Below are 24,730 nucleotides of genomic sequence, written 5' to 3' on the forward strand. Positions count from 1 at the left end.
TTGGCATTTATTTGAGCAACAACGCGCCTTCGATCGGCACATAACGGCTGGCGGCGCGTATCAATGAATTGGCCGTCAGCCCTGGTACGCCATAAGCCACGGCTTCGACGCCATGCTTGTGGATAACCCGGTCGAGCAGCATGTCGAAATCACCGTCACCGGAGGCCAGCACGATTTCGTCGACGTGGTCGGCGGCGTCCATGATGTCGATGGTGATACCCACGTCCCAGTCGCCTTTGGCCGAGCCGTCGCTGCGCTGGATGTAGGGCTTGAGTTTTACCGTGAAGCCCAGGTTGCGCAGGATCTGCTGGAACTGCTGCTGCTTGCTGTCGCCACGGTCGATGGCATACGCGTACGCCTCGACGATCTGCCCGCGCGAGCTGATGTCAGCCCACAGCGCGGCGTAGTTGAAGTGGCAACCATAGGCCTGGCGGACGGTGTAATAGAGGTTTTGCACATCGGCGAACACTGCAATTTTCTTCACCGCACTTCCTCATGACAGCCAGGCGCCAGGGCCCGGAAAGGGTGCCAGTATGCCAGCCGCGAGAAGGTTTCCGGGAAAAATCAGACCGGGGCGACTAGTCGCCCCGGTCTGGGTGGGTCAGACGAAGGAATCGTCGTCGCCGAAGGAAGAAGAGTCGTCGGAATAATCGCTGTCGGCAAAGCTGTCCGAGTTGTTGCTGCCCCAGCTGTCATTGCCAGCGTACTTCTGGTCGTCGTTGCCCCAGTTGCCGTTGTCACTGGCAGGCGCTGGCTCTTCGCGGATGATTTCTTCCACCACTTGCGGCTGTTGCGAGTTGTGGTTGAACAGGCTGCTGATGCCTTCGGCCAGCAGCACACCACCGGCCACGCCGGCAGCAGTTTTCATCGCGCCGCCGAGAAAGCCGCTGCCCACCGGAGCGGCCGGAGCAGGTTGTTGATAATTCTGCTGCGGTGCAGGCTGGCTGAACCCAGGCCGCGCCGGTTCGCGCCAGCCGCCACCGGAAGACGGCGGTGCACTTTGAGCCGGCTGCTGATCACGGGAACCGCCACCGCCAAAGATGCTCGACAGGAAACCACCGCTGCTCGCCGGAGCAGGCTGCGCGGATTTAGCCCGCTGCAGCTCGTCCTGCAATTGCCGGATCTGCTGCGCCTGCTGCTTGTTCTGCGCGTCGAGGCTCTTGAGCGCGTGTTCCTGCACCAGGATCGACTGGGTCATGTAATACCCGGCCGCCGGTTGGCGCGTCATGTGCTCCTTGATCCGCGCTTCGGCCTGGGCGTCGCGGGGGGCTGAGTCCGTTTCGGCTTGTTGCAACCGTGAAAACAGTCCATCGATCAGGGTTTGCTCTTCGCTGTTCATGGCGACCTCGTTAGATTGCCGGTAGAAATCGTGGTCTCGCCTTTAATCAGGCGCCGTCCTAGTTATGGGGGTGTTACGAGTTGTTTCAATGGTCTTTACTCAAGGTTTACGTTTGCTTACCTCCGGTGATGATCGGTTAAAGTGTTGCCCTTGCTTTCAGGCCTGCGATGAACTTGATGAATCCGTTAGACGTGCTGCGCGACTCCTTCCGTTTCACCCAACGCAACCTGGGCGCCATCGTCCAACTGTGTCTGCCGTTGGTGATTTTCGAAGCCCTGCTGCAACAGGTGCTCAACCACGTCGTCGGCCCGGATGCGTTTCCCGGCTATAGCGTGGTGGTGGGGTTGCTGGTGTACCCGCTGTATACCGGCGCGCTGATCCTGTTTCTGGATGCTCGCACCCGTGGCGAGTCGCCGGGCATTAAAGATGTCTGGGCCATGGCCCTCACCCTATGGCCGCGCTTCGCCCTGCTGACGGCCATGAGCACGCTGCTGATTCTGCTGGGGCTGTCGCTGTATTTCCTGCCGGGGCTGTGGCTGATGGTGGTCCTGGCGTTTGCCGAGTACTTGCTGGTGCTGCGCGGCATGCCGGCGTTGGAGGCAATGAAGGAAAGCTTCCGCCTGAGCCGTGGGCATTTCTGGCTGATCCTGGTGTGCCTGCTGTGCGTGATGACGCCGCTGTGGTTGCTCAAAGGCGCCAGCGTCGCGGCATATCCAACGCCCGCGCCGCTGCTGGGGCTGTTTCTGGACAGCGCCCACAGCTTCCTGCAGTTGTTTACCAGCGTGGTGCTGTTCCGTTTATTCATGCTGATCGGTGGCGATGCCGACGCGCGGTGATATGCTCCGTGCCACCTCTGAAACGCTATAAGCCGAGCCGATGACCCGTTTATTGCGCATCACCTTGCTGGGCCTGCTGATCATCGCAGGCCTGCTCACCGCCCTGATCTACAGCCTGACCTGGCGCCCCGAGGCGAAGGAAACCCTGCCGGTGAGCTGCGTCGCACCCCGCGCGCCCACGCTGTTGCCGGGGCAGGCGCTCAAGGTCATGACCTGGAACGTGCAATACCTGGCCGGCAAGAATTATGTGTTCTGGTACGACACCGCCGACGGCAGCGGCCCCGACGACCGCCCCACCGTGGAAGACATGGCCGCCAGCCTCGACGAAGTGGCGCGGGTGATTCGCGATGAACAGCCCGACATCCTCCTGCTGCAGGAACTCGACGAAAACGCCAAGCCCTCCCACTATCAGGACCAACTGGCCCTTTTGCAGGAGCGCCTGGTCGACCTCTACCCGTGCAGCGCCCAGGCCTTCGACTGGAAAGCCGACTTCGTGCCAGACCTGCACATCTTCGGCAGTGTCGGCCGCAAACTGGCGACCCTCAGCCGCTACCAGATCGAACACGCCGAACGCCTGCAACTGCCGACGCCCGAGGCCAATATCCTCAGCCGCCAATTCCAGCCCAAACCCGCCTTGTTGTTGACCTACCTGCCCTTGAGCGACGGTGGCCAACTGGCGGTGCTCAACACACGCCTGGACGGCGATGCTCCTGGCCGCAGTGCGGTGCTGGAACAGGTCAAAACCACGGTCAAACTGCTGGATAAATTCGAAGGCCGTGGCACGCCCTGGCTGATCGGCGGGGACTTCAACCTGCTGCCCCTTGGCCAGTTCCTGCGCCTGGACGCCACCAAGCGCGGGCAGTATTCACCGGACAGCGAGCTGCATCTGCTGTGGGACAAATACCCGATGATCCCGAGCAACAGCCAATCCAGCGGGATTGACCGTGAGCAATGGCTGACGCACTTCCCCAACGACCCGAGCGTGGACGGGCCGGATCGTACGCTGGATTACCTGTTCTACAGCCCGCGGATCAAACGGGTGGAGGCCAAGGTGCGGCAGGAGGATACGTTGCGTATTTCCAACCATTTGCCGGTGATTGCGCGGTTCCTGCTACCGGCCGCGCAATAGTCACTTGCGCGGTTTGATCCGCGCCGTCGCCTCGGCCACCAATGGATCATCCGGCCAATAGTGCTTGGGGTACCGCCCCTTCAAATCCTTCTTCACCTCGGCATAAGTACTGCGCCAGAAGTTCGCCAGATCCTGCGTGACCTGCACCGGCCGCCGCGCCGGGGACAGCAAATGCAGCTTCACCACCTGGCGGCCGCCAGCAATGCGCGGGGTGTCGGCCAGCCCGAACAGTTCCTGCAAACGCACCGCCAGGATCGGCGGCTGTTCGCTGTAGTCCAGACGCACTGACGAACCCGACGGCACTTTCACATGTTGCGGCGCCAGTTCGTCCAAACGTTGGGGCAGCGGCCAGGGCAGCAGGTTGTGCAGGAAGCTTGAGATATCCAGGTTGGCGAAATGGCTCAAGCGCGAGACTTTGCCCAGGTAGGGCATCAGCCAGTGTTCGAGGCTGGCGAGTAGCGCCTTGTCACTGAGGTCGGGCCATTCGCTGGTTTTGCCGGCGTCGAGCTGGCGCAGCAACATGACGCGGGCCTGCCATTGGCGCAGTTCCGGCGTCCACGGCAGCAGCTCCAGGCCTTTGCGGCGGACCAGGTTGACCAGAGCCTGGCTGCGGGCGGACTCGTCGAGGCCGGTGAGCGGTTCGCGGCTGAGCACCAGTTCACCGACTTTGCGTTGGCGTTCGGCGCGCAGGACGCCTTCGCGTTCGTCCCAATCCAATTGGTCGACATTGCGCACTTGCTCGGCCAGCACCGTGTCGAACAGCGCTGGATCAAAATCTGCCGCCAGGTAGATGCGCTCTTCACGCTGGCCCTGGCGGCTGCCCAGGTCGGCGATGACCAGCCAGGCTTGTTTCATCAGGCTGTCCGCTTCGGCGAACAACGCCGCGCGGCCGTTGGCCAGGCGATATTCGGCACCGCCGGGGCGACGCTGCTGGGCGACGCGATCCGGGTAGGCCAGTGCCAGCAAGGCGCCAAGCCAGCGCGAGTGATCGGGGTCGGCAACCGCTTGAGTCGCCTGGCCTCTCAAGTAACCGCGATATTGTCGCGCCAGTTGCTTGGCCCGCTGCACGCCGCCTTGGGTGCCGCGTGCGCGTTCTTCGCCGGACAACAGCGCCAAGCGACTGTGCAAATCCGCACCGCCACCGCGCAAGATATCGCGCTCTCCCAACAAGGCTGCCACGTCGCAGGCCGTCGCGGCCAACCCAAGATCCTGCCCGCGCAGCAGCAGGTGGGCGATACGCGGATGGGCCGGCAGCTCGGCCATTTTCTGCCCATGGGCGGTGAGTTTGTCTTCATTCAACGCACCGAGGCGCACCAGCAAGTCCTGGGCCTGGGCATACGCGGCGGTTGGCGGCACATCCAGCCACACCAGTTGATTGGGCGTGACGCCCCAGCGCGCCAGTTGCAAGGCGAGGCCGGCCAGGTCGGCGGCGAGGATTTCCGCACTGCCATAAGCGGCCAGGCCTTCGTGCTGGTCTTCGGACCACAGGCGATAACACACGCCCGGCTCCAGGCGCCCCGCCCGACCGGCGCGCTGGGTGGCGCTGGCGCGAGAGATACGTTGGGTGTCGAGGCGGGTCATGCCGCTGCCGGGGTCGAAACGCGGCACCCGCGCCAACCCAGCGTCGATCACCACGCGCACGCCGTTGATGGTCAGGCTGGTCTCGGCAATGTTGGTCGCCAGCACCACTTTGCGTTTGCCGGCCGGGGCCGGGTCGATGGCGGCGCGTTGGGCGTTGAGGTCCAGTTCGCCATGCAGTGGGCACAACAGCACATCGGCGCGCTCACCGAGGGCGTCGGCCAGTTGCTGGTTGACCCGACGAATCTCGGCCTGCCCCGGCAGGAACACCAGCACGCTGCCGGTTTCGTCATGCAGGGCTTCGAGAATGGTCTGCACCACACGCGGTTCGATGAATTCACCGGGTTGATAGGGGCGCCCCCAGCGCATCTGCACCGGGAACATGCGGCCTTCGCTGCGCAGGATCGGCGCGTCGTCCAGCAGACTGGCCAGGCGCTCGCCTTCAAGGGTGGCGGACATCAGCAGGATTTTCAGCGGTTGATCATCGCGAAACAGTTCGCGGCCGTTGAGGCTCAGGGCCAGCGCCAGGTCGGCGTCGAGGCTGCGTTCGTGGAACTCGTCGAAGATCAGCAAACCCACGCCGTCCAGCGCCGGGTCATCCTGCAGGCGGCGGGTGAGGATGCCTTCAGTGACCACTTCGATGCGCGTATTGGGGCCGACCTTGCTGTCCAGACGAATGCGATAGCCGACGGTTTCACCGACCTTTTCGCCCAACTCACTGGCCAGGCGTTCGGCCGCCGCACGGGCTGCGAGACGGCGGGGTTCGAGCATCAGGATGGTCTGCCCGGCCAACCAGGGCTCGTTCAACAACGCCAAGGGCACGCGGGTGGTTTTACCGGCGCCGGGGGGCGCTTCGAGCACGGCTTCATGGCGATTCGCCAAGGCGTCACGCAGTGCAGGTAAAACGTCATCGATGGGCAACGAATTCATACTGGCTCCCGAATAGGTCGGGAATGATAACAACGGCCTCTCTAAATGCACGAATCAAAAAGGTCGCGCATCCAGTACTGCAATCACCCGTTCAGCCTGGAGCATCATGGCTGCCGTATCAGCACAACGGAACTCGACCAATTCACAAATTTTCAGTAAATCGCTTCTGAGATTACGATTGAAAATGGGCTCGTGGTGAGCAATACGATTTCGAAGGCGGCGTACAGCCTCCAAGTCGCTAGCGATTCGCTGTCGATGGATTTTCACCGAGCCCCTAGGGTCCAGGTTAGGAAACAACTTAAAAAGATAGGGCTCCCAAAGCCGCTGATCGTTTCGTTTTGTAAATTGTTTTTCCCAAAATACGTTTTTCAACTCTGCAACCACGCCCCCAGTTGTTCGGTGTTTTTTACTGGTTAGGCTAAGGTCCATCTTTGCGTCATAGCCCGCCCCTCCACCCGTTGGAAGGCTGCGCAGTAAACCCACGCTCCAAGGCCACTCAGGTCCATACTGACGAATCAGCGCTTCAGATACAGCGTTGCGCACCACGACTTCGCAGATATGTAAAGGCGTCAGGAAAACGCTGGATACTTCCGCGTTCCATGCGTAAAGCTCCACCGCCCGTTCAATTGGCAAGCCGGCGCCCGCAGCGGCCTGCTCATAGGTCGCAACTCTTGCGAGAGAAAGCGACGCACGCAATGCGTCAAGGTGTTGAATCTGGGGTCCGGTGTCCACGAAACAAAAAGGCCTCGGCCCCTCAATCTGTACCGTTACAGCCACCTCTGTGTGGATGGCACACGGCTCTGTCGATGAAGTTGACATTGACGACATCCCAGTACTTCCCTATAGTCGACCCACTTGCCGAGGGACTTGTTGGCGAAAGCCTCCCCCCACGGACGTACGAAAGTGATTCAAAAAAAGCCCACCCCACGGTGGGCTTTTTCGTTTCTGCTGAGTTCAGCAGCTACCTAATGATCAGCCATCACGTAACCCTTCACAAAGCATCGTCAGCTTCGCCTCAAGTACTTCAAATTCTGTCTTGAGCCGAGCCCGCTCTATCCGCAGCGCAGACAAATCCACCTGCACTTCATCCTCGGAAAGATCGATATAGCGCGCAATATTAAGCGTGTAGTCATTCGCTTCAATCTCCTTGAGTGAGGCGCACATCGCGTATCGCGCCACGCTTTGTCGGCTAGTGTAGGTCTGCTCAATTTTGTCCAGATCAAAATCGCGTAGGACGTTACAAACTTTTCCCGGTTGAAAATCACGACTGGCATCGATAAACAAGACATCTTCACTTGACTTGTTCCGACGCAGAACAAGAATCGCCATGGCGATGGGCGTATGCGAAAGCAGTTTTGGGGGCAGTCCAATTACTGCATCAACCAAATTTTCCTCAATCAATTGTTTTCTAATTTGCTGCTCTGAGGCCCCTCGAAACAGCACGCCCAGCGGAACGAGCACGGCCATACGACCCACGCCCGCTGCAAGGGTCTCCACCATATGGCTTATGCATGCATAATCACCCAATGCGCGCGGAGGCACACCTCGCCGAAAACGGTGGTATGCATCGCGTTCAGCGTGCTCAAAGCCCCAATCCCTGAGTGAAAAAGGAGGGTGAGATACCACAATCTCGAATTTCTTCAGGTGGTAGCAATCCAATAATTTTGGATCGCGCAGCGTATCGCCCCACTCCAATTGAAACTGGGTTTCCCCATGAAGAATCATGCTCATACGTGCTAGAGCCAACACGCTGCCGTTTGCATCTTGTCCGTATAGCCCCCCCCCCCATTCGCCGTGTGTTTTCAGGGCATATTCTCTGCAGGCAATCAAAGTTGCGGCTACGCCACAAAAGGGATCACTAATACGGTCCCCCTCCACGGGCCGCATCACACGGGCCATCAACTTAGAAATCTGAGGCGCGGTAAAAAACTCGCCCCCTCGCTTCCCACTGCTGCTTGAGGCATAAGTAATAACTGCATCACAGGCATAGGCAGCAACTTCCTGCGCTAAGTCTCGATCCCCACGAAATTCAAGTGCAGGGCTCCTAAACGCATCGAAAAAATTGCCGAGTACGCGGTCTTTTGGCGTTTTGCTGCTCACCGCAATGGCATCAAAATTTATGCCCCAAAACACATCATTCATCTGAAGGTTGGCATTCTGCAAAGCCTGCATGGCCCGGTTCAAACGCCAGCCAATATCGGGCTCGCGAGCATTGTTCAACAAGCGATAGAAGTCGGACTCCTCAGGCACCAACAGATAGGGGTCTTCTATTGCTTTACGCCCTTCGCCAGTGTTCTCAAAAAGAACATCTGACAGAAACTTGAGCAAGAGCAGAGCCAAGGTGAAACCAACACTTTCAATGGGTTCACAGTAACCTCGGAATACTTCAACGGCGCTCAAAACAGCCGCATCAATTTCACTTTTCTTTTCTTGATCAAGCATGGCCAATCCCCTGCCGCAAGATGAGACTGGTCAGAACTGACGTTTCTAAACGATCCAGCTCGTTCAGCCGGAGTCTGATAGCAGCCATTTTTTCTGTGGTCTCATCCATTTCAGCGATTTTTTTTTGTCGGTCCATTGCGGGGACTTCAATATCCAAAGAAAGCAGTGCCGCCTTTGTAAGTGCCTTGATACCGGTGCCTGTCAACATCACATTAATCTTGGCTTGCGTTGCAGGTTGATTGATATACCAAGCGAGATAACGCCCCTCTAACCCTTCACCTGGAGTAATAATGTTCAACTGCCCCATTGGAAACACCGGCTCTTCAGCTCCGCCGAAAAACCAAGCTTGGTAGTAGTCTCCGCGCGAGGGCAGCACAACATCACCTGGCCGAAGGCAATGAGACAGGTACTTACTTTCCAAGCTCAAGCGAGGCAATTCACACCATTGCAAAGGCTTTCGTGCGACCAGGTCTCGAATCGCCACAGCGCGCACATTACCGTCAGGATTTTCCTGAGGCGGATTGTTTCGAAATACCACTGCCGTGCGAATTTGGGTAAGCTTCATAGGGCACTCACTGTAGAGCTCTTCTGTAACGACGAAGCAATCATATGCTACCTATCTTAAACATGCAAACAGTAGCGAAGTACTGCATGAGTTTTTTGATATCCACGGAACCTACTCCCCCAAAAACAAGCCTCAAGGCGTTTTTCACGCGGAAAAAACACAAGCCGCGAGCAGCACATCCTGATTACACGCGTTATCGTTGACGCCTTTCGCGAGCAAGCTCGTTCCTACACCTAAACTACGGAGATTCCCCATGCGTATCGCTTCCCGTGTCATTGGCGGTGTCCTCGCCGTCACCCTGCTGAGCCAACTGACGGCCTGCGGTTCGATCTTCTATCCGGACCGCCGTGGCCAGATCGACGGCAAGATCGACCCAACCATCGCCGTGCTCGACGCCGTGGGCCTGCTGTTCTATGTGATCCCTGGCCTGATCGCGTTCGGCGTGGACTTCGCCACCGGCGCCATCTACTTCGAACCGGGCAAGACCGCCCAGGTCGACCCGCAAAAACTTCATGAAGCCATCGGCGCCGACGGCAAGGTCGACAACGCCAAGCTGCAAAGCATCATCCAGAAGGAAACCGGCCGCAGCCTGCCGCTGGACGACCCGCGCATGATCCAGTTCAAGGGCAGCGTGCAACAGCTCGCCAGCCTGGGTCTGCAACCCGCCGCTTAAGGATTCGAGCCGCCTATGACCAGCAGTCCCGAACACGCCAGGCTCTTGCGCCTGGCCACTCGCGCCTCGGTGGGCGTGGCTTGTGCGCTGATTATCACCAAGGCCATCGCCTGGTGGCTCAGCGGCTCGGTGAGCATGCTCGCCGGGTTGACCGACTCACTGCTGGACGGTGTGACCTCGCTACTGAACCTGCTGGCAGTGCATTACGCCCTGCGCCCGGCCGATGACGATCACCGTTATGGGCACGGCAAGGCGGAGTCGCTGTCGGGCATGGCCCAGGCGCTGTTTATCGGTGGCAGTGCGGTGTTGATCGCGTTTCAGGCGTATCAGCGTCTGCAACACCCGGAACCGGTGGGCGCGCCGTGGTTGAGCATTGGCGTGATCGTGTTTTCCCTGGTGCTGACCGTGGCGTTGCTGATGCTGCAACACCGGGTGATCCGCGAAACCGGCTCCAATGCCGTGCGCGCGGACTCATTGCATTACCGCTCCGACCTGATGCTCAACGGCAGCATTTTGGTGGCGCTGGTGTTGGCGGGGTTTGGCTACCATCAGGTCGACGCCTGGTTCGGCCTGGGCATTGCCGCCTACATTTTGTGGAGCGCCATCCAGATCGCCCGTGAAAGCTTTGCGGTATTGATGGATGAAGAACTACCACCGGACGTCAGCCAGCACATGCTGGAACTGGCCCGTGGGGTACCGGGCGTCTTGGGCGCGCATGATTTGCGCACGCGGATTTCCGGCAGCCACTGGTTTGTGCAGCTGCACCTGGAATTGCCGGGGGAATTGACGCTGTCAGTGGCCCACGGCATCAGCGACCAGGCCGCCGATGCGATTCACAAGGCTTACCCGCGTGCCGAAGTGCTGGTGCACGCCGACCCGCGGGAAGTGGTCACCGGCAATAAAACCTAGTACTGCACCTGATAACCACGACTGCTCAGGCAGTTGCCCTGGGCCTGGCGGTAGGTTTGCACCACCGCCGGGTCGGGGGCGTAGGTCACTTGCTGCGGGTCGAAGCCACTTTGCTGCACGGCCCAGCGATAACAGTCATACCCGTCCTGCTGCACCTGGGCCGGTGACTGGCCGTTGGCGGGGTACGCCACCACGTCATAGCCATTGCCTTGCGGCGCGGGCTGCGGTGCCGGTACGGCGGCCGGCGGTTGCACCACCACGTACTGCTGGGAGCTGCTTTCGTAGGTGTAGTAGGAGCCTGCCGCGAGGAAGAACAGCGCGCTGCCGATCCACACTTCACGCGCGTAGTCCGGCAGGTAATGCACACGGATACCATAGGGCGGCGTCACCACCACATAGCGCGGGCCTTGCGGGCGATACCAATAGCCGCCGGAGTAGAAGTAATCCTGGCCACGGTAAGGCACGCGGTAATTGCGATCTGGGAAACGGTCGATCACATAACCGGGGCGATGTTGCGGGCCAGGGCCCCATCCGTTGCCATGGCCGTCGGGGCGACCGGGCCAGCGGTTGTCGCCGGGATGACCATTGCCATTGTTGTACCCACCGCCATTGTTACCGGGACGTGAGCCTGGGCCGCCGGCTTCCCAGTGCTGGTTGCCGTCATTGCGTCGAGGAATGTCGCGGTAATAGCCCTGGCGTGGTTCCTGGGTCTGGCGCACGGTGTCCGGACGGCTTTGGATCGGCAAGTTATTTGAAGGCTGCGGTTGTGGCTGCTGCACTGGCCGCCCCTGCTCATTGCCTTGCGGACGCCCTTGCCATTGACCACCACCGTTCTGGCCTGCGCGATCAAAATGCTGATTCTGCGGGCGTGGCTGATTGTTTTCCGGCCGTGGCTGATTGTTCTGCGGACGCGGCTGTTCATTACCTCCCCCTGGCCGTCCGCCCTCCGGCCCTCTTTCATGCTGACCACCGCCCTCACCGCGCGGCCCGTTGTCCCGTTCGTCGGCTACTGCCTGGGCGCCAACGGTGACCACCAGCAAACCTACACCTGCCAAACGCCAGATGCGCTTCATGCTATTCCTCACTGCGGATTAGGGCCTGTCCATGAGACTGGAAAAGCCAGGCCCGGTTCTCGGACAGGTTATCAGCAGGCAAAAGAAAAGGGGTGACCCGTCGGCCACCCCTTGAGAACTTCGTCCTGGCTCAACGCTTTTGACGTTGGCTCACCTCACGCCGTCTTGTGGACAGTGTGCAGCCTGGAGGCCGGCTCAACCCTGCTGGGGTGGCGGCCGCAGCGGGCCTGATTGGGCGGGCTGCTGTGGACTGTTGTCCAGGCGGTGATTCTGTTGATAACGATACCCGCCAGAGCCCGGCAAATGATTGCGAAGATTGCGTCAATAAACAGTGCTTGCGCAATTTTTAACCCTTCATGGATAATTCACCGCAATAGTTACGACAAAGGCCATCCCAATGAGCAAGCTTGACCGATACGACCTGAGTATTTTGGCGGAATTGCAACGTGATGCGCGGATCTCCAACCAGGAGCTGGCCGAACGCATCGGCTTGTCGCCGTCGCCGTGCTCGCGCCGGGTCAAGCAGTTGGAGGACGACGGTTACATCGCCCGCCAGGTCGCCTTGCTCGACCGCAAGATGCTCGGCCTGAGCCTGACCGCCTATGTATTGATCGGCATGGACCGCCACACCCCCGAACGTTTCGAGAATTTCGAAGCGGCGATCCGCACCCTGCCCCAGGTGCTGGAATGCAGTTTGGTCACCGGGATGGATGCGGACTATCAGCTGAAAGTAGTGGTGCCGGACATGGACCACTACCAGAAACTGCTGCTGGGACACCTGACCCGCATTGAAGGCGTGACCAGCGTGCGCTCCAGCTTTGTGCTGAACCAGGTGCTCAACAGCACCGAGTTGCCGCTGACGCACCTGCGCACCTGATCTCAAGAACAATGCAGATCCCCTGTGGGAGCGGGCTTGCTCGCGAATGCAGTCTGTCAGTTAATACCTATATGACTGATACACCGCATTCGCGAGCAAGCCCGCTCCCACATTTTGACCGTGCACGACTCAGGTCAATGTTGCGCCTTTGACGCTGCCGTATACTGCCCTCTTGCCCTGTCGGAAGCCCCCATGAACAACATCGACCCCGCCCTCTTCGAAGAATGGATGATGACCGGCCTGGTCACCATCCTGATCATTTTCATGGGCTTTATCGTCTGGGACCTGGCGAAGAAGTCCAAGGCCGGGCGTTTTGGCTCGTTTATCCTGTTCTTCGTGTTGGGCCTGGGCGTGGCCGCGTTCATCATCAAGAGCGTGGTGATCGGCCTGATCGAGTCCGGCACCTTATAAGCGCGCCGGTACTGCCTTCCACTGGCCTTGATCCAGGCCGTCGATCGTCCACTCGCCAATGCGCACCCGCACCAGGCGCAAGGTGGGCAACCCCACGGCAGCGGTCATGCGCCGTACCTGGCGGTTACGCCCCTCGCGAATCACCAATTCAAGCCAGTACGTCGGGATATTTTTGCGAAAGCGCACCGGCGGGTTGCGTGGCCATAACTCGGGCTCATCCAACTGCCGCGCTTCGGCCGGTAAGGTTTTGCCATCATTCAACTCGACGCCATCGCGCAGGCGTTGCAGTTGCTCTTCGGTCGGTTCGCCTTCCACCTGCACCCAGTAGGTTTTCGCCAGCTTGTGCTTGGGGTCGGCAATCCGCGCTTGCAACTGGCCATCGTTGGTCAGCAGCAACAAGCCTTCGCTGTCACGGTCCAGGCGGCCTGCCGGGTAGATGCCGGGAATGTCGATGAAATCCTTGAGGGTCGCGCGCCCGCCTTCGTCGCTGAACTGGGTCAGCACGTCGAAGGGTTTATTGAACAGGATCAATTTCGGCTCGGCCGGTGGCGCCTTGGCGACACGCCGCGCGGCGGAATACGGAGGTTTCACGCCAGGGCGGCGCGAATCGGGACGGGTGGGACGGGACATGGCTTCGGTACATCTAACAGTCAGGACCGACAATGCTAGTGGCCTGACCGTTAAATGACCATCCCAACCGCTTAGCGGAACGGCGGCTCGTCGAAGCTGCGCAGTTTGCGCGAGTGCAGCGAATTGAGTTCGGTGCGCAGCAAATCCACCGCTTCGATGCCGATCTTCAAGTGCTGGCTCACCGCGCGCTCATAGAACGCGTTGGCCGAGCCCGGCAGCTTGATTTCGCTGTGCAGCGGTTTGTCCGAAACACACAGCAACGTACCGTACGGCACCCGCAAGCGATAACCCTGGGCGGCGATGGTGCCGCTTTCCATGTCCACGGCCACGGCGCGGGACAGGTTGATCAGCGGCCGCTCCTGGGCCCAGCGCAGTTCCCAGTTGCGGTCGTCGTAGGTCAGCACGGTGCCGGTGCGCAGGCGTTTTTTCAGTTCTTCGCCTTTTTCGCCGGTGACGTTGGCCGCCGCTTGCTGCAAGGCCAGCTGCACCTCAGCCAGGGCCGGGATCGGGATGTTCGGCGGCACCACGCGGTCGAGAATCCCGTCGCGGCGCATGTAGGCATGAGCCAGTACATAGTCGCCGATGGTCTGGGATTGGCGCAGGCCGCCGCAGTGGCCGATCATCAGCCAGCAATGCGGACGCAGCACGGCCAGGTGGTCGGTGATGTTCTTCGCGTTGGACGGGCCGACGCCAATGTTGACCAAGGTCACGCCGTGGCCGTCAGTGGCTTGCAGGTGATAGGCCGGCATCTGGTAGCGATGCCACACCACCCCGGCAGCAATGGCGGAGGCCTCGCCATGGTCCATGCTCTTGTCGATCACCACGTTGCCCGGCAACACCATGCGGATAAAACGCGGGTCACTGCGCAGTTGCTCCAGGCCATGCAGGATGAACTGGTCGACATAACGGTGGTAGTTGGTCAGCAGGATCCACGGCTGCACATGGCGCCAGTCGCTGCCGGTGTAGTGCACCAGGCGGCGCAGGGAAAAGTCCACGCGCGCCGCATCGAACAGTGCCAGGGGCAGCGGGTCGGTGTTTTCCCAGTCGTACAGGCCATCGGCAATGCCATCGGTGGCGGCCGACAGGTCGGTGCTCGGGAACACACGGGCCAGGGTCGCCGCAGTCACGCCGGAGCCGGCCAGTTCATCGCCCTGCTCCACCACGTACGGGTACGGGATGTTCTGCTGGCTGACGCCGACTTCCACCGTCACGGTGAAGTCGTGCATCAGCGGCACCAGTTGCTCCAGCAGGTATTTACGGAACGCCGCAGGATGGGTGACGGTGACGCTGTAGGTTCCCGGCAACTGAACCTTGGCATATGCGCGGGTGGTCTGTGGGACTTCGCCGTGGCAGTGGTAGGTCAAGCGCAGTTCCGGGTAGCGAAACAGCGCACGTTGTTCGGCGTCGGGTTCGACGCGGTCCTTCAGATATTGCTTGAGGGCTTGATTGAGCGCGCCCGTGGCGCGCTCATGCAGGGCCGCCAGCCGATCCACGGCTTCTTCGGCGGTTTGAACGACAACAAAAGCTTCGGTCACGGTAAGCATCCTGTGTTCTGACGTGCAGGCCTTTATCTTGCCTGTATCCCCGTCAGACGCAAACTTTGAATGCAATCAACAAGGTGTGGACCTGGCGACAATCGCCGCTACATCCACACCTCGCGGCAACGTGCCATACACCCGACCGGACGATTCGCCCAAGCGACTGGCGATAAACCCATCGCTGACCGCTGCATTGCCCGCTTCCAGCAACAGCTTGGCCTGCAACGCCACGGCGATGTCTTCGGTGAGCTGCCGCGCGCGGTATTGAATGTCCTGGGTGTCCATGAACGCCGACTTCAGCTGTTCGATATGCCGCGCCAGCAACCGGTCGCCGTGCCCATCCCCCAGTTCGACAAACAACGTCTCCAGCACGCCCGGCTCTTTCGACAAGGCGCGCAGCACGTCCAGGCATTGCACGTTGCCGGAGCCTTCCCACGTCGAGTTCACCGGCGCCTCACGGTACAGGCGCGGCAAGATGCTGTCCTCGACGTACCCGGCACCGCCCATGCACTCGGCGGCTTCATTGATCATGGCCGGGGCGCGTTTGCAGATCCAATACTTGCCCACCGCCGTCACCAGCCTGGCGAACTTGGCTTCCTGCTCATCGCCCAGGTTATCCAGGGCCCTGCCCATGCGCATGCTCAGGGCCAGCGCGGATTCGCTTTCCAGCGCCAGGTCCGCCAGCACGTTTTGCATCAAGGGCTGTTCACTGAGTACCCGGCCCCCCACCGAACGGTGGGCACAATGATGGCTGGCCTGGGTCAGCGCCTGGCGCATCAATGCACTAGAACCGACCATGCAATCGAAGCGGGTCATGGCAACCATCTCGATGATGGTCGGCACGCCACGCCCTTCTTCACCGATCATCCAAGCCAGGGCGCCACGGAACTCCACTTCGCTGGAGGCATTTGAGCAGTTGCCGAGTTTGTTTTTCAGGCGCTGGATGTAGAACTCGTTGCGCGTGTCATCCGGGCGGTGCCGGGGCAACAGGAAGCAGGTCAGCCCCTTGTCGGTTTGCGCCAGGGTCAGGAAGGCATCGCACATCGGGGCCGAGCAGAACCACTTGTGGCCCACCAGTTCATACGGCTGGCCCGGCCCGCCGGCACCCACCGGGTAGGCGCGAGTGGTGTTGGCGCGCACGTCGGTGCCGCCCTGTTTCTCGGTCATGGCCATGCCGATGGTGGCGCCCGCCTTGTGGGCGATGCCGACATTGCGCGGGTCGTATTGGGTATTGAGGATCTTCGGCAGCCAGGTCTTGGCCAGGTCGGGTTGCAAGCGCAGGGCCGGGACACAGGCGAAGGTCATGGTCAGCGGGCAACCGGTGCCGGCTTCAGCCTGGCTGTGCAGGTAGGTCATGGCGGCGCGGGCCACATGGGCGCCGGACTGCGGATGCGCCCAAGGCAGCGACGGCAAGCCATGTTCGACGGCGGTGCGCATCAGTTCGTGGTAAGCCGGGTGAAACTCCACCAGGTCGATGCGATGACCATAACGGTCATGGCTGCTGAACACCGGTTTGTTTTGGTTCGCCAGGAACCCCGCTTCCATCAGCGGCCCACCCGCCAGCGCACCGTAAGCATCGATACGCGCCTCTGCCCAACCCGCGCCAAAGCGGCGCGACCAGTCCTGCAGGGGTAAATCGATGCGGTACAGGTTGGTGCCGTCCAGGGACGGTGGCTGGTTGGTGACGTCGTGGGTTTCGGCAAACTGATGCAGGTTCATGACGGGCCTCCTGGAAAAAGGCCCCGTTCAGTTGAGGCCTTAAATTCAGTTAAGCACCGTCATACCGCTTAAAAAAGTGGCATACCCGCCGATTGTCCGGCGCTTTCGCCCTCTACCGGACACATCAACCGACGCGCCAACACCGCCTGCAAAGCCTCGAAACGCACAGGCTTGGCCAGGCGCTCAGAGAGGCCGATACCATGACAGTGCTCGCGCTCTGACACATTCAGCGACGCACTCAAAGCAATCACCGGCAGCTCACCGCAGCCAGGCAGAGCACGGATCTGACAGCACAACGAGAAACCACCTTCAGGAATATCCAACAATACCGCGTCGAAATCTCCTGCTTGCAAGGCGGCCAAAGCGTTCGGGCCAGTGTCCACGGTTTTCACCCGGTAACCGAGTTTGAGCAGCATGCCACGCACCACCAGTTGGCCGACGCTGTTGTCGTCCACCAGCAGCACCGAGCACTCCTGAGGTGCGCGCTGCTTATCCGGCGCAGGCTTGGATTCAGGTGCTAGCGGGCTGACCTCCACTTCCAGCTGGAAACGACTGCCTTTGCGCGGCTCGGAATGATGGGTCAGACGCCCGCCCAGCAGCTCGATCAGTTGCCGGCAGATCGCCAGGCCGATACCCAGGCCGCCGTACTCGCGGGTCATGGAACCATCCAGTTGGAAGAACCGCTGATACAGGGTCGCCTCGTCAAGGAATGCAAAGCCGATACCGGTATCGGTCACGATAAAGCTCAAGCGCAAGCCACCGTCACTCTGGGGCACGCCGACCACGCGCAGGCGCACCGAGCCTTCGTGGGTGAACTTGAACGCGTTGTCCAGCAGGCAATCCAGGCACTGCAGCAGTTTGTCGACGTCGCCCAGTACGCGGTCCGGCAACTCGTCCGCCACATCAATGGAGAACGCCAGGCCTTTGCTCTGGGCGCTGGCGGTGAACTGCTGGCGCAAAGTGTCGAGCGTGCCGCGCAGGCTGAACACCTGGGGTTGCGCGCTCAAGCGGCCGGCCTGCAGTTCGGTGAGGGTGAGGATGCCGTTGACCATGCGCATCATGTCCCGCGCCGAACCGGCGGCGGTTTGATGGTATTGCGCCAGGTCCGCGTCCAGAGGCACGGTCTGCATCAGTTCGAGGGAGCCGATCACGCCGTTCATGGGCGTACGCAGTTCGTGGGTCAGGGTGGCGAGGAACTCATCCTTGAGACGGTTGCTGCGCGCCAATTGCTGGTTGAGCACTTCAAGTTTCTGGCTGGCATCGAACAGGATCTGCGCCTGTTGCTCGCGCATGGAATTGATGCGGTCGGCCAGGGCCAGGGACAGCAGCGCCACTTCAATCGCCGAGCCGATCTGGCTGGCGTACATGGTCAGGAATACGTTAGGCAGATAACCCAGCACCATCAGCGTATTCACTACCCCACCCAGCAAGAACGCCGACCAGGCGATGATGAAATAGCGCGCCACCCGCTGGCCGCAATACCAGGCCTTGATGGCGGCGACAAAAATAGTCACGGTAAACACCAGGGCCAAACCGGTGGCCAGGCGCAACGCCAGGGCGTAGCTGGTCATCAACGACAGCAGCATCACCACGCCACCGCAGGCCACCAACGCCAGCAGCAGCCGGTTGATCCAGCGACTGTGCTGGGCCGTGTGCAAAAAGCTGCGCGCAAACAGGCTGCCGAACAACGCCGCCGAGCCGATCAGGAACGGCGTCGCGGCATTCGCCCACCAGGGATTGTTCGGCCAGAAATACTCCACCGCCGCACCGTTGACCGACAGCTGATACATGCCAAACGAGGCGATATAAAAGATGTAATAGAGGTAGCTGGTGTCGCGCACGCTGAGGTAGATGAACAGGTTGTAGACCAGCATCCCCAGCAACACGCCATAGATCAGGCCCAGTACATACAGGCGCAGCGGCTGTTGCTCCAGGTAAGCGGTGCTGGACCAGAGCGTCAGAGGCGCCTGGATCGAACCTTCGCTTTGCAGGCGCAGGTACAGGGTTTTTGCCTCGCCCGGCGTAAAGTCGACCTTGAACAGGTAATTGTTCTGGCGGATCTCACGGGCGGAAAACGGCAGCGCATCCCCGGTGCGCCCGGCCAGGCGGTAGGTGCCGGTGTTGTCGGGCAGGTAGAGGTCAAGATGGTCGAGCGGTGGGTACGCCAGCTCCAGCAACCAGGTGCGCTGCGCTTCGGGATTCGTGGGCAGGTACTGCAGGTTGACCTTGAGCCAGAACACCGAGCGCGAGTAGCCGGCATTCAGGGTGTCTTTATCGTGGGGTTTGAACTGCGCAGTGGCGGACGGCGCACTGACATCCGCGATGGTGAGGGCATCGGTCGGGTCTTCGAGCACTTGCATGGCTCGGCCCAACGGCAGGCTTCGCGTGTCCTGGTTGAACTCGATGGCGTTGGCGAGCAGCGGCAGCCCGCACAACAATAAAATCAGCAAATAGCGCATAGAGCCCCAGCGTGGCCTGTCCGGTTATGTCAAAAAGCCCCCCATTCCTTTTGAGAAGACGTACACCGGCAATACAGTTAGTCGTTTGGATCCACTCTAGCATAGCTGCTAAAGGCCACTAGGCACCATTGAAATAATTTTTTGAAAGGCTCTAGAACGCGGCTTCCAGCGATTTTTATCGACCGTAAAACCGCCAAAAAAGCGTCACTTCGATGGCAAAATTCAACCATCGCCAGACGGCCCCGCCAAAAGCGTTTGGTGGTAAGCTCGCGCACCATGAATATCTACAGCTCTCGTCCCGTTGTCCTCTGTCTCTCCGGCCATGACCCCAGTGGTGGCGCCGGCTTGCAGGCAGATATCGAAGCCCTGCTCGCCCAGGGTTGCCATGCCGCTCCGGCCGTCACCGCCTTGACCGTGCAAAACACCGTCAATGTCAGCGATTTCCGCGTGCTCGACCGCGAGTGGGTACTGGCCCAGGCCAATGCCGTGCTCGGCGACTCCGAAGTGGCGGCGGTCAAGCTGGGCATGCTCGGCTCCACCGCGATGGTCGACACCGTCGTCGAACTGCTGCAAGCGCATCCGCACCTGCCAGTGGTGTGCGACCCGGTACTGCGCGCCGGCGGCGGTGGCAGCCTGGGCAAGGATGAAGTCGGTTATGCAATGCGCGAGCGGCTTTTCCCGCTGTCGTTGATCGCCACGCCCAACCTGCCGGAAGCGCGGATCCTCGCGGAGCTGCCTGAAGGCACGGCGGACGAATGCGCCGAGAAGCTGTTGCCGTACATCAAGCACCTGCTGATCACCGGCGGCCATGGCGACGAGCATGAAGTGCACAACCGCCTCTACAGCCGCGACGGCACACGCCAGACCTTTACCTGCCAGCGCCTGCCCGGCAGCTATCACGGTTCGGGCTGTACGTTGGCCAGTGCGTTGTCCGGTCGGATTGCCCAGGGCGAAGGCTTGGTGAGCGCCGTACAATCGGCCCTCAACTACACTTGGCGCACCCTGCGTGACGCCGAACAACTCGGCCAGGGCCAGTTCGTACCGCGCCGGTTGCCGCTGGACTTCTGCTCTTAAGATCAAGGGGCCTGCCCGATGAAATTACGTGGCCTTTACGCCATTACCGACAGCCAACTGTTGGCCGGTAAATTCCTCGCCTACGTCGAAGCCGCGTTGGACGGTGGCGTGACCCTGCTGCAATACCGCGACAAAAGCAGCGACGAAGCCCGGCGCCTGCGTGAAGCAGAAAAACTGCGAGAGCTGTGCTCGCGCTACAAGACCCAGTTGATCATCAACGACGACGCCGAACTGGCTGCGCGCCTCGGCGTCGGCGTGCACCTGGGCCAGACCGACGGCCCGCTGACCCCGGCCCGCGCCCTGCTGGGCTCCAAAGCCATCATCGGTTCCACCTGCCACAGCCAGATCGAGCTGGCCGAGCAGGCCGCCAAGGAAGGCGCCAGTTATGTCGCCTTCGGCCGCTTCTTCAATTCCAACACCAAGCCTGGCGCACCGGCCGCCACCCCAGAGATGCTGGCCCAGGCCCGTACACGTTTGCAGCTGCCGATCTGCGTGATTGGCGGCATCACCCTGGAGAACGCCCAGCCCTTGGTGGCCCACGGCGCCGACCTGCTGGCGGTGGTGCATGGCCTGTTTGGCGCCGACAGCACCCAGGAAGTCACGCGCCGCGCCCGTGCGTTCAACGCCCTTTTTCAGATTTGATTCAAGAGAGCCCGATCATGTCCCGTTCCGAAACGCTGTTTGCCAATGCCCAGAAACACATCCCCGGCGGTGTGAACTCCCCCGTGCGTGCGTTCAAGAGCGTGGGCGGCACGCCGCTGTTCTTCAAGCATGCCGAAGGCGCCTACGTCACTGACGAAGATGACAAGCGCTACGTGGATTACGTCGGCTCCTGGGGCCCGATGATCCTCGGCCATAGCCACCCGGACGTGCTGGACGCAGTGCGCAAGCAACTGGAACACGGCCTGTCCTACGGCGCGCCGACCGCCATGGAAACCGAGATGGCCGATCTGGTCTGCTCGATCGTGCCGTCGATGGAAATGGTGCGCATGGTCAGCTCCGGCACCGAAGCCACCATGAGCGCGATCCGCCTGGCCCGTGGTTTCACCGGCCGCGACAGCATCATCAAGTTCGAAGGCTGCTACCACGGCCACTCCGACAGCCTGCTGGTGAAAGCCGGTTCCGGCCTGCTGACCCAAGGCGTGCCAAGCTCCGCCGGTGTGCCGGCGGCGTTCGCCAAACACACGCTGACCCTGCCCTTCAACGACATCGCCGCCGTCGAGCAAATGCTCAATGAAGTGGGCCAGGACGTGGCGTGCATCATCGTCGAGCCGGTCGCCGGCAACATGAATTGCGTGCCCCCGGCGCCAGGCTTCCTCGAAGGCCTGCGCGAGCAGTGCGACAAGCACGGCGTGGTGTTGATTTTCGACGAAGTGATGACCGGTTTCCGCGTCGCCCTGGGTGGGGCCCAGGCTCACTACGGCGTCACGCCGGACCTGAGCACGTTCGGCAAGATCATCGGCGGTGGCATGCCGGTGGGCTGCTTCGGCGGCAAGCGCGAAATCATGCAGCACATCGCGCCACTGGGCCCGGTGTACCAGGCGGGCACCTTGTCGGGTAACCCGTTGGCCATGGCCGCCGGCCTGACCACCCTGCGCCTGATCAGCCGCCCGGGCTTCCACGCCGAGCTGACCGACTACACCACGCGCCTGCTCGACGGCCTGCAACAGCGCGCCGATGCCGCCGGCATCCCGTTTGTCACCACTCAGGCGGGCGGCATGTTCGGCCTGTATTTCAGCGGCGCCGACGATATCGTCACTTTTGATGACGTGATGGGCAGTGACGCCGATCTGTTCAAGCGCTTCTTCCACCTGATGTTGGAAGGCGGTGTGTACCTGGCGCCAAGCGCTTTCGAAGCCGGCTTCACCTCGATCGCCCACGGCGAAGCCGAGCTGAAACTGACCCTCGATGCCGCCGAACGCGCGTTTGCCGCATTGAAATAATGGGGCGTACAGATCAGGCACCGCGCAAACGGTGTCTGATTTGCTACTTTGCTTACAGAGATTTCCGCGTTTTTTAGAGAAATCACCTGCAATCCGGCAGATAACTTGCCCAAGCAGCAGAAAAACGAGTAAAGACTTTGTAAGCAGAGGCCTGCTTATTTCATAATGCGCGCTTATTGGATCCCCCGAGGGTCCGCGCGCCCCGTCAGAGGTAAGTCGATTCCCATGAAACGCACCGGCCGCACCCTGGTTCTGGGCTGCCTGTTGCTCCTTCAGCCGCTGCTGGCACATGCACAAGCAGGCGGCAACTCGTTGTTAATCCCAGCGATGGGTCGTTGCACCCTCAATACCCAGCCAGACAGCCAGGCCGAAGCCCTGAGCGCGTGCCAGAAACAGGCCGACGGCGGGGATGCGCAGGCGCAATACGAGTTGGGCGAGTACTTCCACGACAGCAAAAACCCCGCCCGCGACCTCAACAAGGCCTTGAGCTACTTCGAGAAAGCCTCGCTGCAGGGCCACGCCGACGCTCAATTCAAGCTGGGCACCATGTTCTTCAAAGGCGAAGGCGTGCCGGCCAATAACGTCCAGGCGTATATCGTGCTGAAAATGGCCGCGGTCAACGGCGCCGAAGACGCGTTGGACACCGCCGATGAAGTCGCCGAGCACATGCAGCGCGATGAATTGGAAGTGGCAACCCAGGTGCTGGGGCAGATCTTCCGCAATTATCTGCAGGAATTGCAGAGTGCCGACGGGCGTTCGCCCTTCTCACCCCTGCCCTGACAGCGCCTTTACTTCTCTGGCATCGGCATCGGGAATGGCATCACATTGCTGGTGCCACGCGCTTCGCTGATCTTCGGCGTGCCCAAACGCTCGACCTCATCGATGCGCACAATCGAATGCATCGGCACAAAGCTGCGCACCACGCCTTCGAATTGCGCCTTGAGCTTCTCTTCGCCCGGATCGACGACCAACTGGGTGCGCTCGCCAAAGACGAACTCTTCCACCTCCAGGAAACCCCACAGATCGCTCTGATAGATCTGCTTGGCGTACATTTCGAACACCTGGCCCTGGTTGAGGAAAATCACCTTGTAGATTGGAGCTTCACGTTTGGTCATGGTGGGCGAATAACACATCGGGGATATAAAAGAGGGCGCGAACTATAGCATGGCACCCGATGCACAACGCTAGGAACCAATGGGCATGCCCCCTATAATGCGCGGTTCTTTACCACCAGTTGACGATTCCCATGGCCAAGAAGCTTTACATCGAAACCCACGGTTGCCAGATGAACGAGTACGACAGCTCGCGCATGGTCGATCTGCTGGGTGAACACCAGGCCCTGGAAGTCACCGCCCGCGCCGAAGATGCCGACGTGATCCTGCTCAATACCTGCTCGATCCGCGAGCGGGCCCAGGACCGTGTGTACTCCCAGCTGGGCCGCTGGCGCGAATTGAAACTGGCCAACCCGGACATGGTGATCGCCGTCGGCGGTTGCGTGGCCAGCCAGGAAGGTGCCGCCATTCGCGACCGCGCGCCCTATGTCGACGTGGTGTTCGGCCCGCAGACCCTGCACCGTCTACCGGAAATGATCGACGCCGCGCGCTTTACCAAGCTGCCCCAGGTCGACGTGTCATTCCCTGAAATAGAAAAATTCGACCATTTGCCCGAGCCACGCATCGACGGTCCGAGCGCCTACGTGTCGGTGATGGAAGGTTGCAGCAAGTACTGCACCTTCTGCGTGGTGCCCTACACCCGTGGCGAAGAAGTCAGCCGGCCGTTTGACGATGTGCTGTCGGAAATCATCCACCTCGCAGAAAACGGCGTGCGCGAAGTGACGCTGCTGGGCCAGAACGTCAACGGCTATCGCGGCCAGACCCATGATGGCCGGCTCGCTGACCTGGCGGAGTTGATCCGCGTGGTCGCCGCCGTGGACGGTATCGAGCGCATCCGCTACACCACCTCGCACCCCCTGGAATTCTCCGACAGCCTGATCCAGGCACACGCCGAAGTGCCGGAACTGGTCAAGCACTTGCATTTGCCGGTGCAATCGGGCTCGGACCGCATCCTCGCGGCGATGAAGCGCAACCACACGGCCCTGGAATACAAATCCAAACTGCGCAAATTGCGCGCGGCGGTGCCGGGTATCTGCATCAGCTCGGACTTTATCGTCGGTTTCCCCGGTGAAACCGAGAAAGACTTCCAGCAGACCATGAAGCTCATCGAAGACGTCGGCTTCGACTTCTCCTACTCGTTCGTCTACAGCCAGCGCCCCGGCACGCCGGCGGCCGACTTGGCGGATGAAACCCCGGAAGCGCTGAAAAAAGAGCGCCTCAACGCGCTGCAACACCGCTTGAACCAGCAGGGTTTCGAGATCAGCCGACAAATGGTCGGTTCCACCCAGCGCATCCTGGTCACCGACTACTCGAAAAAAGACCCGGGCGAACTGCAAGGCCGTACCGAGAACAACCGAATCGTAAACTTCCGTTGCGATAATCCGACCCTGATCGGCCAGTTTGCCGATGTGCACATCGACGCGGCGCAGCCCCATTCACTGCGCGGGTCGTTGATCCCGTAATCACTCTTTGAATTATCGCCAGCCAACATG

The 24,730-nt window shown here is 60.7% G+C and carries 23 protein-coding genes; 11 read left to right on the top strand and 12 right to left on the bottom strand.

The genetic code is table 11. From position 1 onward, the window contains the following. Nucleotides 1-7: 7 nt before the first annotated feature. Together ACP7BX_RS21645 and ACP7BX_RS21650 are read right to left on the bottom strand one after the other, a co-directional pair. Nucleotides 8-484 (bottom strand): NYN domain-containing protein, encoded by a 477-nt coding sequence (locus ACP7BX_RS21645; protein ID WP_033896500.1) that lies wholly within the window; start codon nucleotides 482-484, stop codon nucleotides 8-10. 117 nt (nucleotides 485-601) lie between these two features. Further along, nucleotides 602-1,339, bottom strand: a complete 738-nt coding sequence (locus ACP7BX_RS21650; RefSeq protein ID WP_426129935.1) for a DUF2076 domain-containing protein — start codon at nucleotides 1,337-1,339, stop codon at nucleotides 602-604. A gap of 176 nt (nucleotides 1,340-1,515) precedes the next feature. Here ACP7BX_RS21650 and ACP7BX_RS21655 point away from each other — a divergent pair, with 176 nt between their 5' ends. Further along, nucleotides 1,516-2,175: a YciC family protein gene (locus ACP7BX_RS21655; RefSeq protein ID WP_426129933.1), complete on the top strand. Its 660-nt coding sequence runs from the start codon at nucleotides 1,516-1,518 to the stop codon at nucleotides 2,173-2,175. A 40-nt stretch (nucleotides 2,176-2,215) separates the two neighbouring features. Next, nucleotides 2,216-3,304, top strand: coding sequence for an endonuclease/exonuclease/phosphatase family protein (locus ACP7BX_RS21660; protein WP_426129931.1), 1,089 nt, complete (start codon nucleotides 2,216-2,218; stop codon nucleotides 3,302-3,304). On the opposite strand, the gene hrpB is transcribed toward ACP7BX_RS21660, so the two are convergent. The 4 genes from hrpB to ACP7BX_RS21680 form a co-directional block, all read right to left on the bottom strand. Continuing rightward, nucleotides 3,305-5,812, bottom strand: a complete 2,508-nt coding sequence (hrpB, locus tag ACP7BX_RS21665) for an ATP-dependent helicase HrpB (protein WP_426129929.1) — start codon at nucleotides 5,810-5,812, stop codon at nucleotides 3,305-3,307. Nucleotides 5,813-5,866: 54 nt separating this feature from the next. Further along, nucleotides 5,867-6,544: a hypothetical protein gene (locus ACP7BX_RS21670; protein WP_426129927.1), complete on the bottom strand. Its 678-nt coding sequence runs from the start codon at nucleotides 6,542-6,544 to the stop codon at nucleotides 5,867-5,869. Between the two features lie 240 nt (nucleotides 6,545-6,784). Next, nucleotides 6,785-8,254 (bottom strand): N-6 DNA methylase, encoded by a 1,470-nt coding sequence (locus tag ACP7BX_RS21675; protein WP_426129925.1) that lies wholly within the window; start codon nucleotides 8,252-8,254, stop codon nucleotides 6,785-6,787. After that, nucleotides 8,247-8,819, bottom strand: a complete 573-nt coding sequence (locus ACP7BX_RS21680; RefSeq protein WP_426129923.1) for a restriction endonuclease subunit S — start codon at nucleotides 8,817-8,819, stop codon at nucleotides 8,247-8,249. The genes ACP7BX_RS21675 and ACP7BX_RS21680 overlap by 8 nt, the downstream gene beginning before the upstream one ends. Before the next feature lie 253 nt (nucleotides 8,820-9,072). Here ACP7BX_RS21680 and ACP7BX_RS21685 point away from each other — a divergent pair, with 253 nt between their 5' ends. Next, nucleotides 9,073-9,492, top strand: coding sequence for a hypothetical protein (locus tag ACP7BX_RS21685; protein ID WP_010206751.1), 420 nt, complete (start codon nucleotides 9,073-9,075; stop codon nucleotides 9,490-9,492). Between the two features lie 15 nt (nucleotides 9,493-9,507). Further along, nucleotides 9,508-10,401 (top strand): cation diffusion facilitator family transporter, encoded by an 894-nt coding sequence (locus tag ACP7BX_RS21690; RefSeq protein ID WP_033896460.1) that lies wholly within the window; start codon nucleotides 9,508-9,510, stop codon nucleotides 10,399-10,401. Here the strand turns inward: ACP7BX_RS21690 and ACP7BX_RS21695 are convergent. After that, complete coding sequence (locus tag ACP7BX_RS21695; RefSeq protein ID WP_033896459.1) at nucleotides 10,398-11,474, bottom strand: DUF6515 family protein; 1,077 nt, start codon at nucleotides 11,472-11,474, stop codon at nucleotides 10,398-10,400. The two genes, ACP7BX_RS21690 and ACP7BX_RS21695, sit on opposite strands and share 4 nt — an antisense overlap. A 397-nt stretch (nucleotides 11,475-11,871) precedes the next feature. On the opposite strand from ACP7BX_RS21695, the gene ACP7BX_RS21700 reads away from it, so the two are divergent. Further along, complete coding sequence (locus tag ACP7BX_RS21700; protein ID WP_003194418.1) at nucleotides 11,872-12,351, top strand: Lrp/AsnC family transcriptional regulator; 480 nt, start codon at nucleotides 11,872-11,874, stop codon at nucleotides 12,349-12,351. A 201-nt stretch (nucleotides 12,352-12,552) separates the two neighbouring features. Continuing rightward, nucleotides 12,553-12,762 carry a DUF2788 domain-containing protein gene (locus ACP7BX_RS21705; protein WP_347906284.1) on the top strand — a complete coding sequence of 70 codons (210 nt, stop codon included), beginning with the start codon at nucleotides 12,553-12,555 and terminating at the stop codon, nucleotides 12,760-12,762. Here ACP7BX_RS21705 and ACP7BX_RS21710 read toward each other — a convergent pair. The 4 genes from ACP7BX_RS21710 to ACP7BX_RS21725 form a co-directional block, all read right to left on the bottom strand. Then, nucleotides 12,757-13,392, bottom strand: a complete 636-nt coding sequence (locus ACP7BX_RS21710; protein WP_314535096.1) for a pseudouridine synthase — start codon at nucleotides 13,390-13,392, stop codon at nucleotides 12,757-12,759. The two genes, ACP7BX_RS21705 and ACP7BX_RS21710, sit on opposite strands and share 6 nt — an antisense overlap. Before the next feature lie 71 nt (nucleotides 13,393-13,463). Then, nucleotides 13,464-14,936: an AMP nucleosidase gene (gene amn / locus ACP7BX_RS21715; RefSeq protein WP_161630243.1), complete on the bottom strand. Its 1,473-nt coding sequence runs from the start codon at nucleotides 14,934-14,936 to the stop codon at nucleotides 13,464-13,466. A gap of 66 nt (nucleotides 14,937-15,002) precedes the next feature. Then, entirely contained in the window at nucleotides 15,003-16,649 is a 1,647-nt protein-coding gene (locus ACP7BX_RS21720; protein ID WP_314535100.1) for an acyl-CoA dehydrogenase family protein, read from the bottom strand. Between the two features lie 68 nt (nucleotides 16,650-16,717). Then, nucleotides 16,718-19,108: a hybrid sensor histidine kinase/response regulator gene (locus ACP7BX_RS21725; protein ID WP_426129919.1), complete on the bottom strand. Its 2,391-nt coding sequence runs from the start codon at nucleotides 19,106-19,108 to the stop codon at nucleotides 16,718-16,720. Nucleotides 19,109-19,384: 276 nt separating this feature from the next. Between ACP7BX_RS21725 and ACP7BX_RS21730 the strand changes: the two genes are divergently transcribed. The 4 genes from ACP7BX_RS21730 to ACP7BX_RS21745 all read left to right on the top strand — a co-directional run bounded on the left by ACP7BX_RS21730 (nucleotide 19,385) and on the right by ACP7BX_RS21745 (nucleotide 22,905). Next, complete coding sequence (locus tag ACP7BX_RS21730) at nucleotides 19,385-20,182, top strand: hydroxymethylpyrimidine/phosphomethylpyrimidine kinase (protein ID WP_426129917.1); 798 nt, start codon at nucleotides 19,385-19,387, stop codon at nucleotides 20,180-20,182. Nucleotides 20,183-20,200: 18 nt separating this feature from the next. Then, a complete protein-coding gene (thiE, locus tag ACP7BX_RS21735) occupies nucleotides 20,201-20,824 on the top strand; it encodes a thiamine phosphate synthase (RefSeq protein ID WP_314535106.1) in 624 nt (207 codons plus the stop codon). 17 nt (nucleotides 20,825-20,841) lie between these two features. Next, nucleotides 20,842-22,125 carry a glutamate-1-semialdehyde 2,1-aminomutase gene (gene hemL / locus ACP7BX_RS21740; protein ID WP_016973898.1) on the top strand — a complete coding sequence of 428 codons (1,284 nt, stop codon included), beginning with the start codon at nucleotides 20,842-20,844 and terminating at the stop codon, nucleotides 22,123-22,125. Between the two features lie 225 nt (nucleotides 22,126-22,350). After that, nucleotides 22,351-22,905: a tetratricopeptide repeat protein gene (locus ACP7BX_RS21745; RefSeq protein ID WP_314535109.1), complete on the top strand. Its 555-nt coding sequence runs from the start codon at nucleotides 22,351-22,353 to the stop codon at nucleotides 22,903-22,905. A gap of 8 nt (nucleotides 22,906-22,913) precedes the next feature. On the opposite strand, the gene ACP7BX_RS21750 is transcribed toward ACP7BX_RS21745, so the two are convergent. Beyond that, nucleotides 22,914-23,240: a DUF1820 family protein gene (locus ACP7BX_RS21750; RefSeq protein ID WP_003194436.1), complete on the bottom strand. Its 327-nt coding sequence runs from the start codon at nucleotides 23,238-23,240 to the stop codon at nucleotides 22,914-22,916. Between the two features lie 131 nt (nucleotides 23,241-23,371). Here ACP7BX_RS21750 and miaB point away from each other — a divergent pair, with 131 nt between their 5' ends. Beyond that, nucleotides 23,372-24,700 (top strand): tRNA (N6-isopentenyl adenosine(37)-C2)-methylthiotransferase MiaB, encoded by a 1,329-nt coding sequence (gene miaB, locus ACP7BX_RS21755; RefSeq protein WP_038847522.1) that lies wholly within the window; start codon nucleotides 23,372-23,374, stop codon nucleotides 24,698-24,700. The last annotated feature ends 30 nt before the right edge of the window (nucleotides 24,701-24,730 follow it).

The organism is Pseudomonas sp. DWP3-1-3b3 (genome assembly GCF_049896305.1).
Classification (GTDB): domain Bacteria; phylum Pseudomonadota; class Gammaproteobacteria; order Pseudomonadales; family Pseudomonadaceae; genus Aquipseudomonas; species Aquipseudomonas azotoformans_A.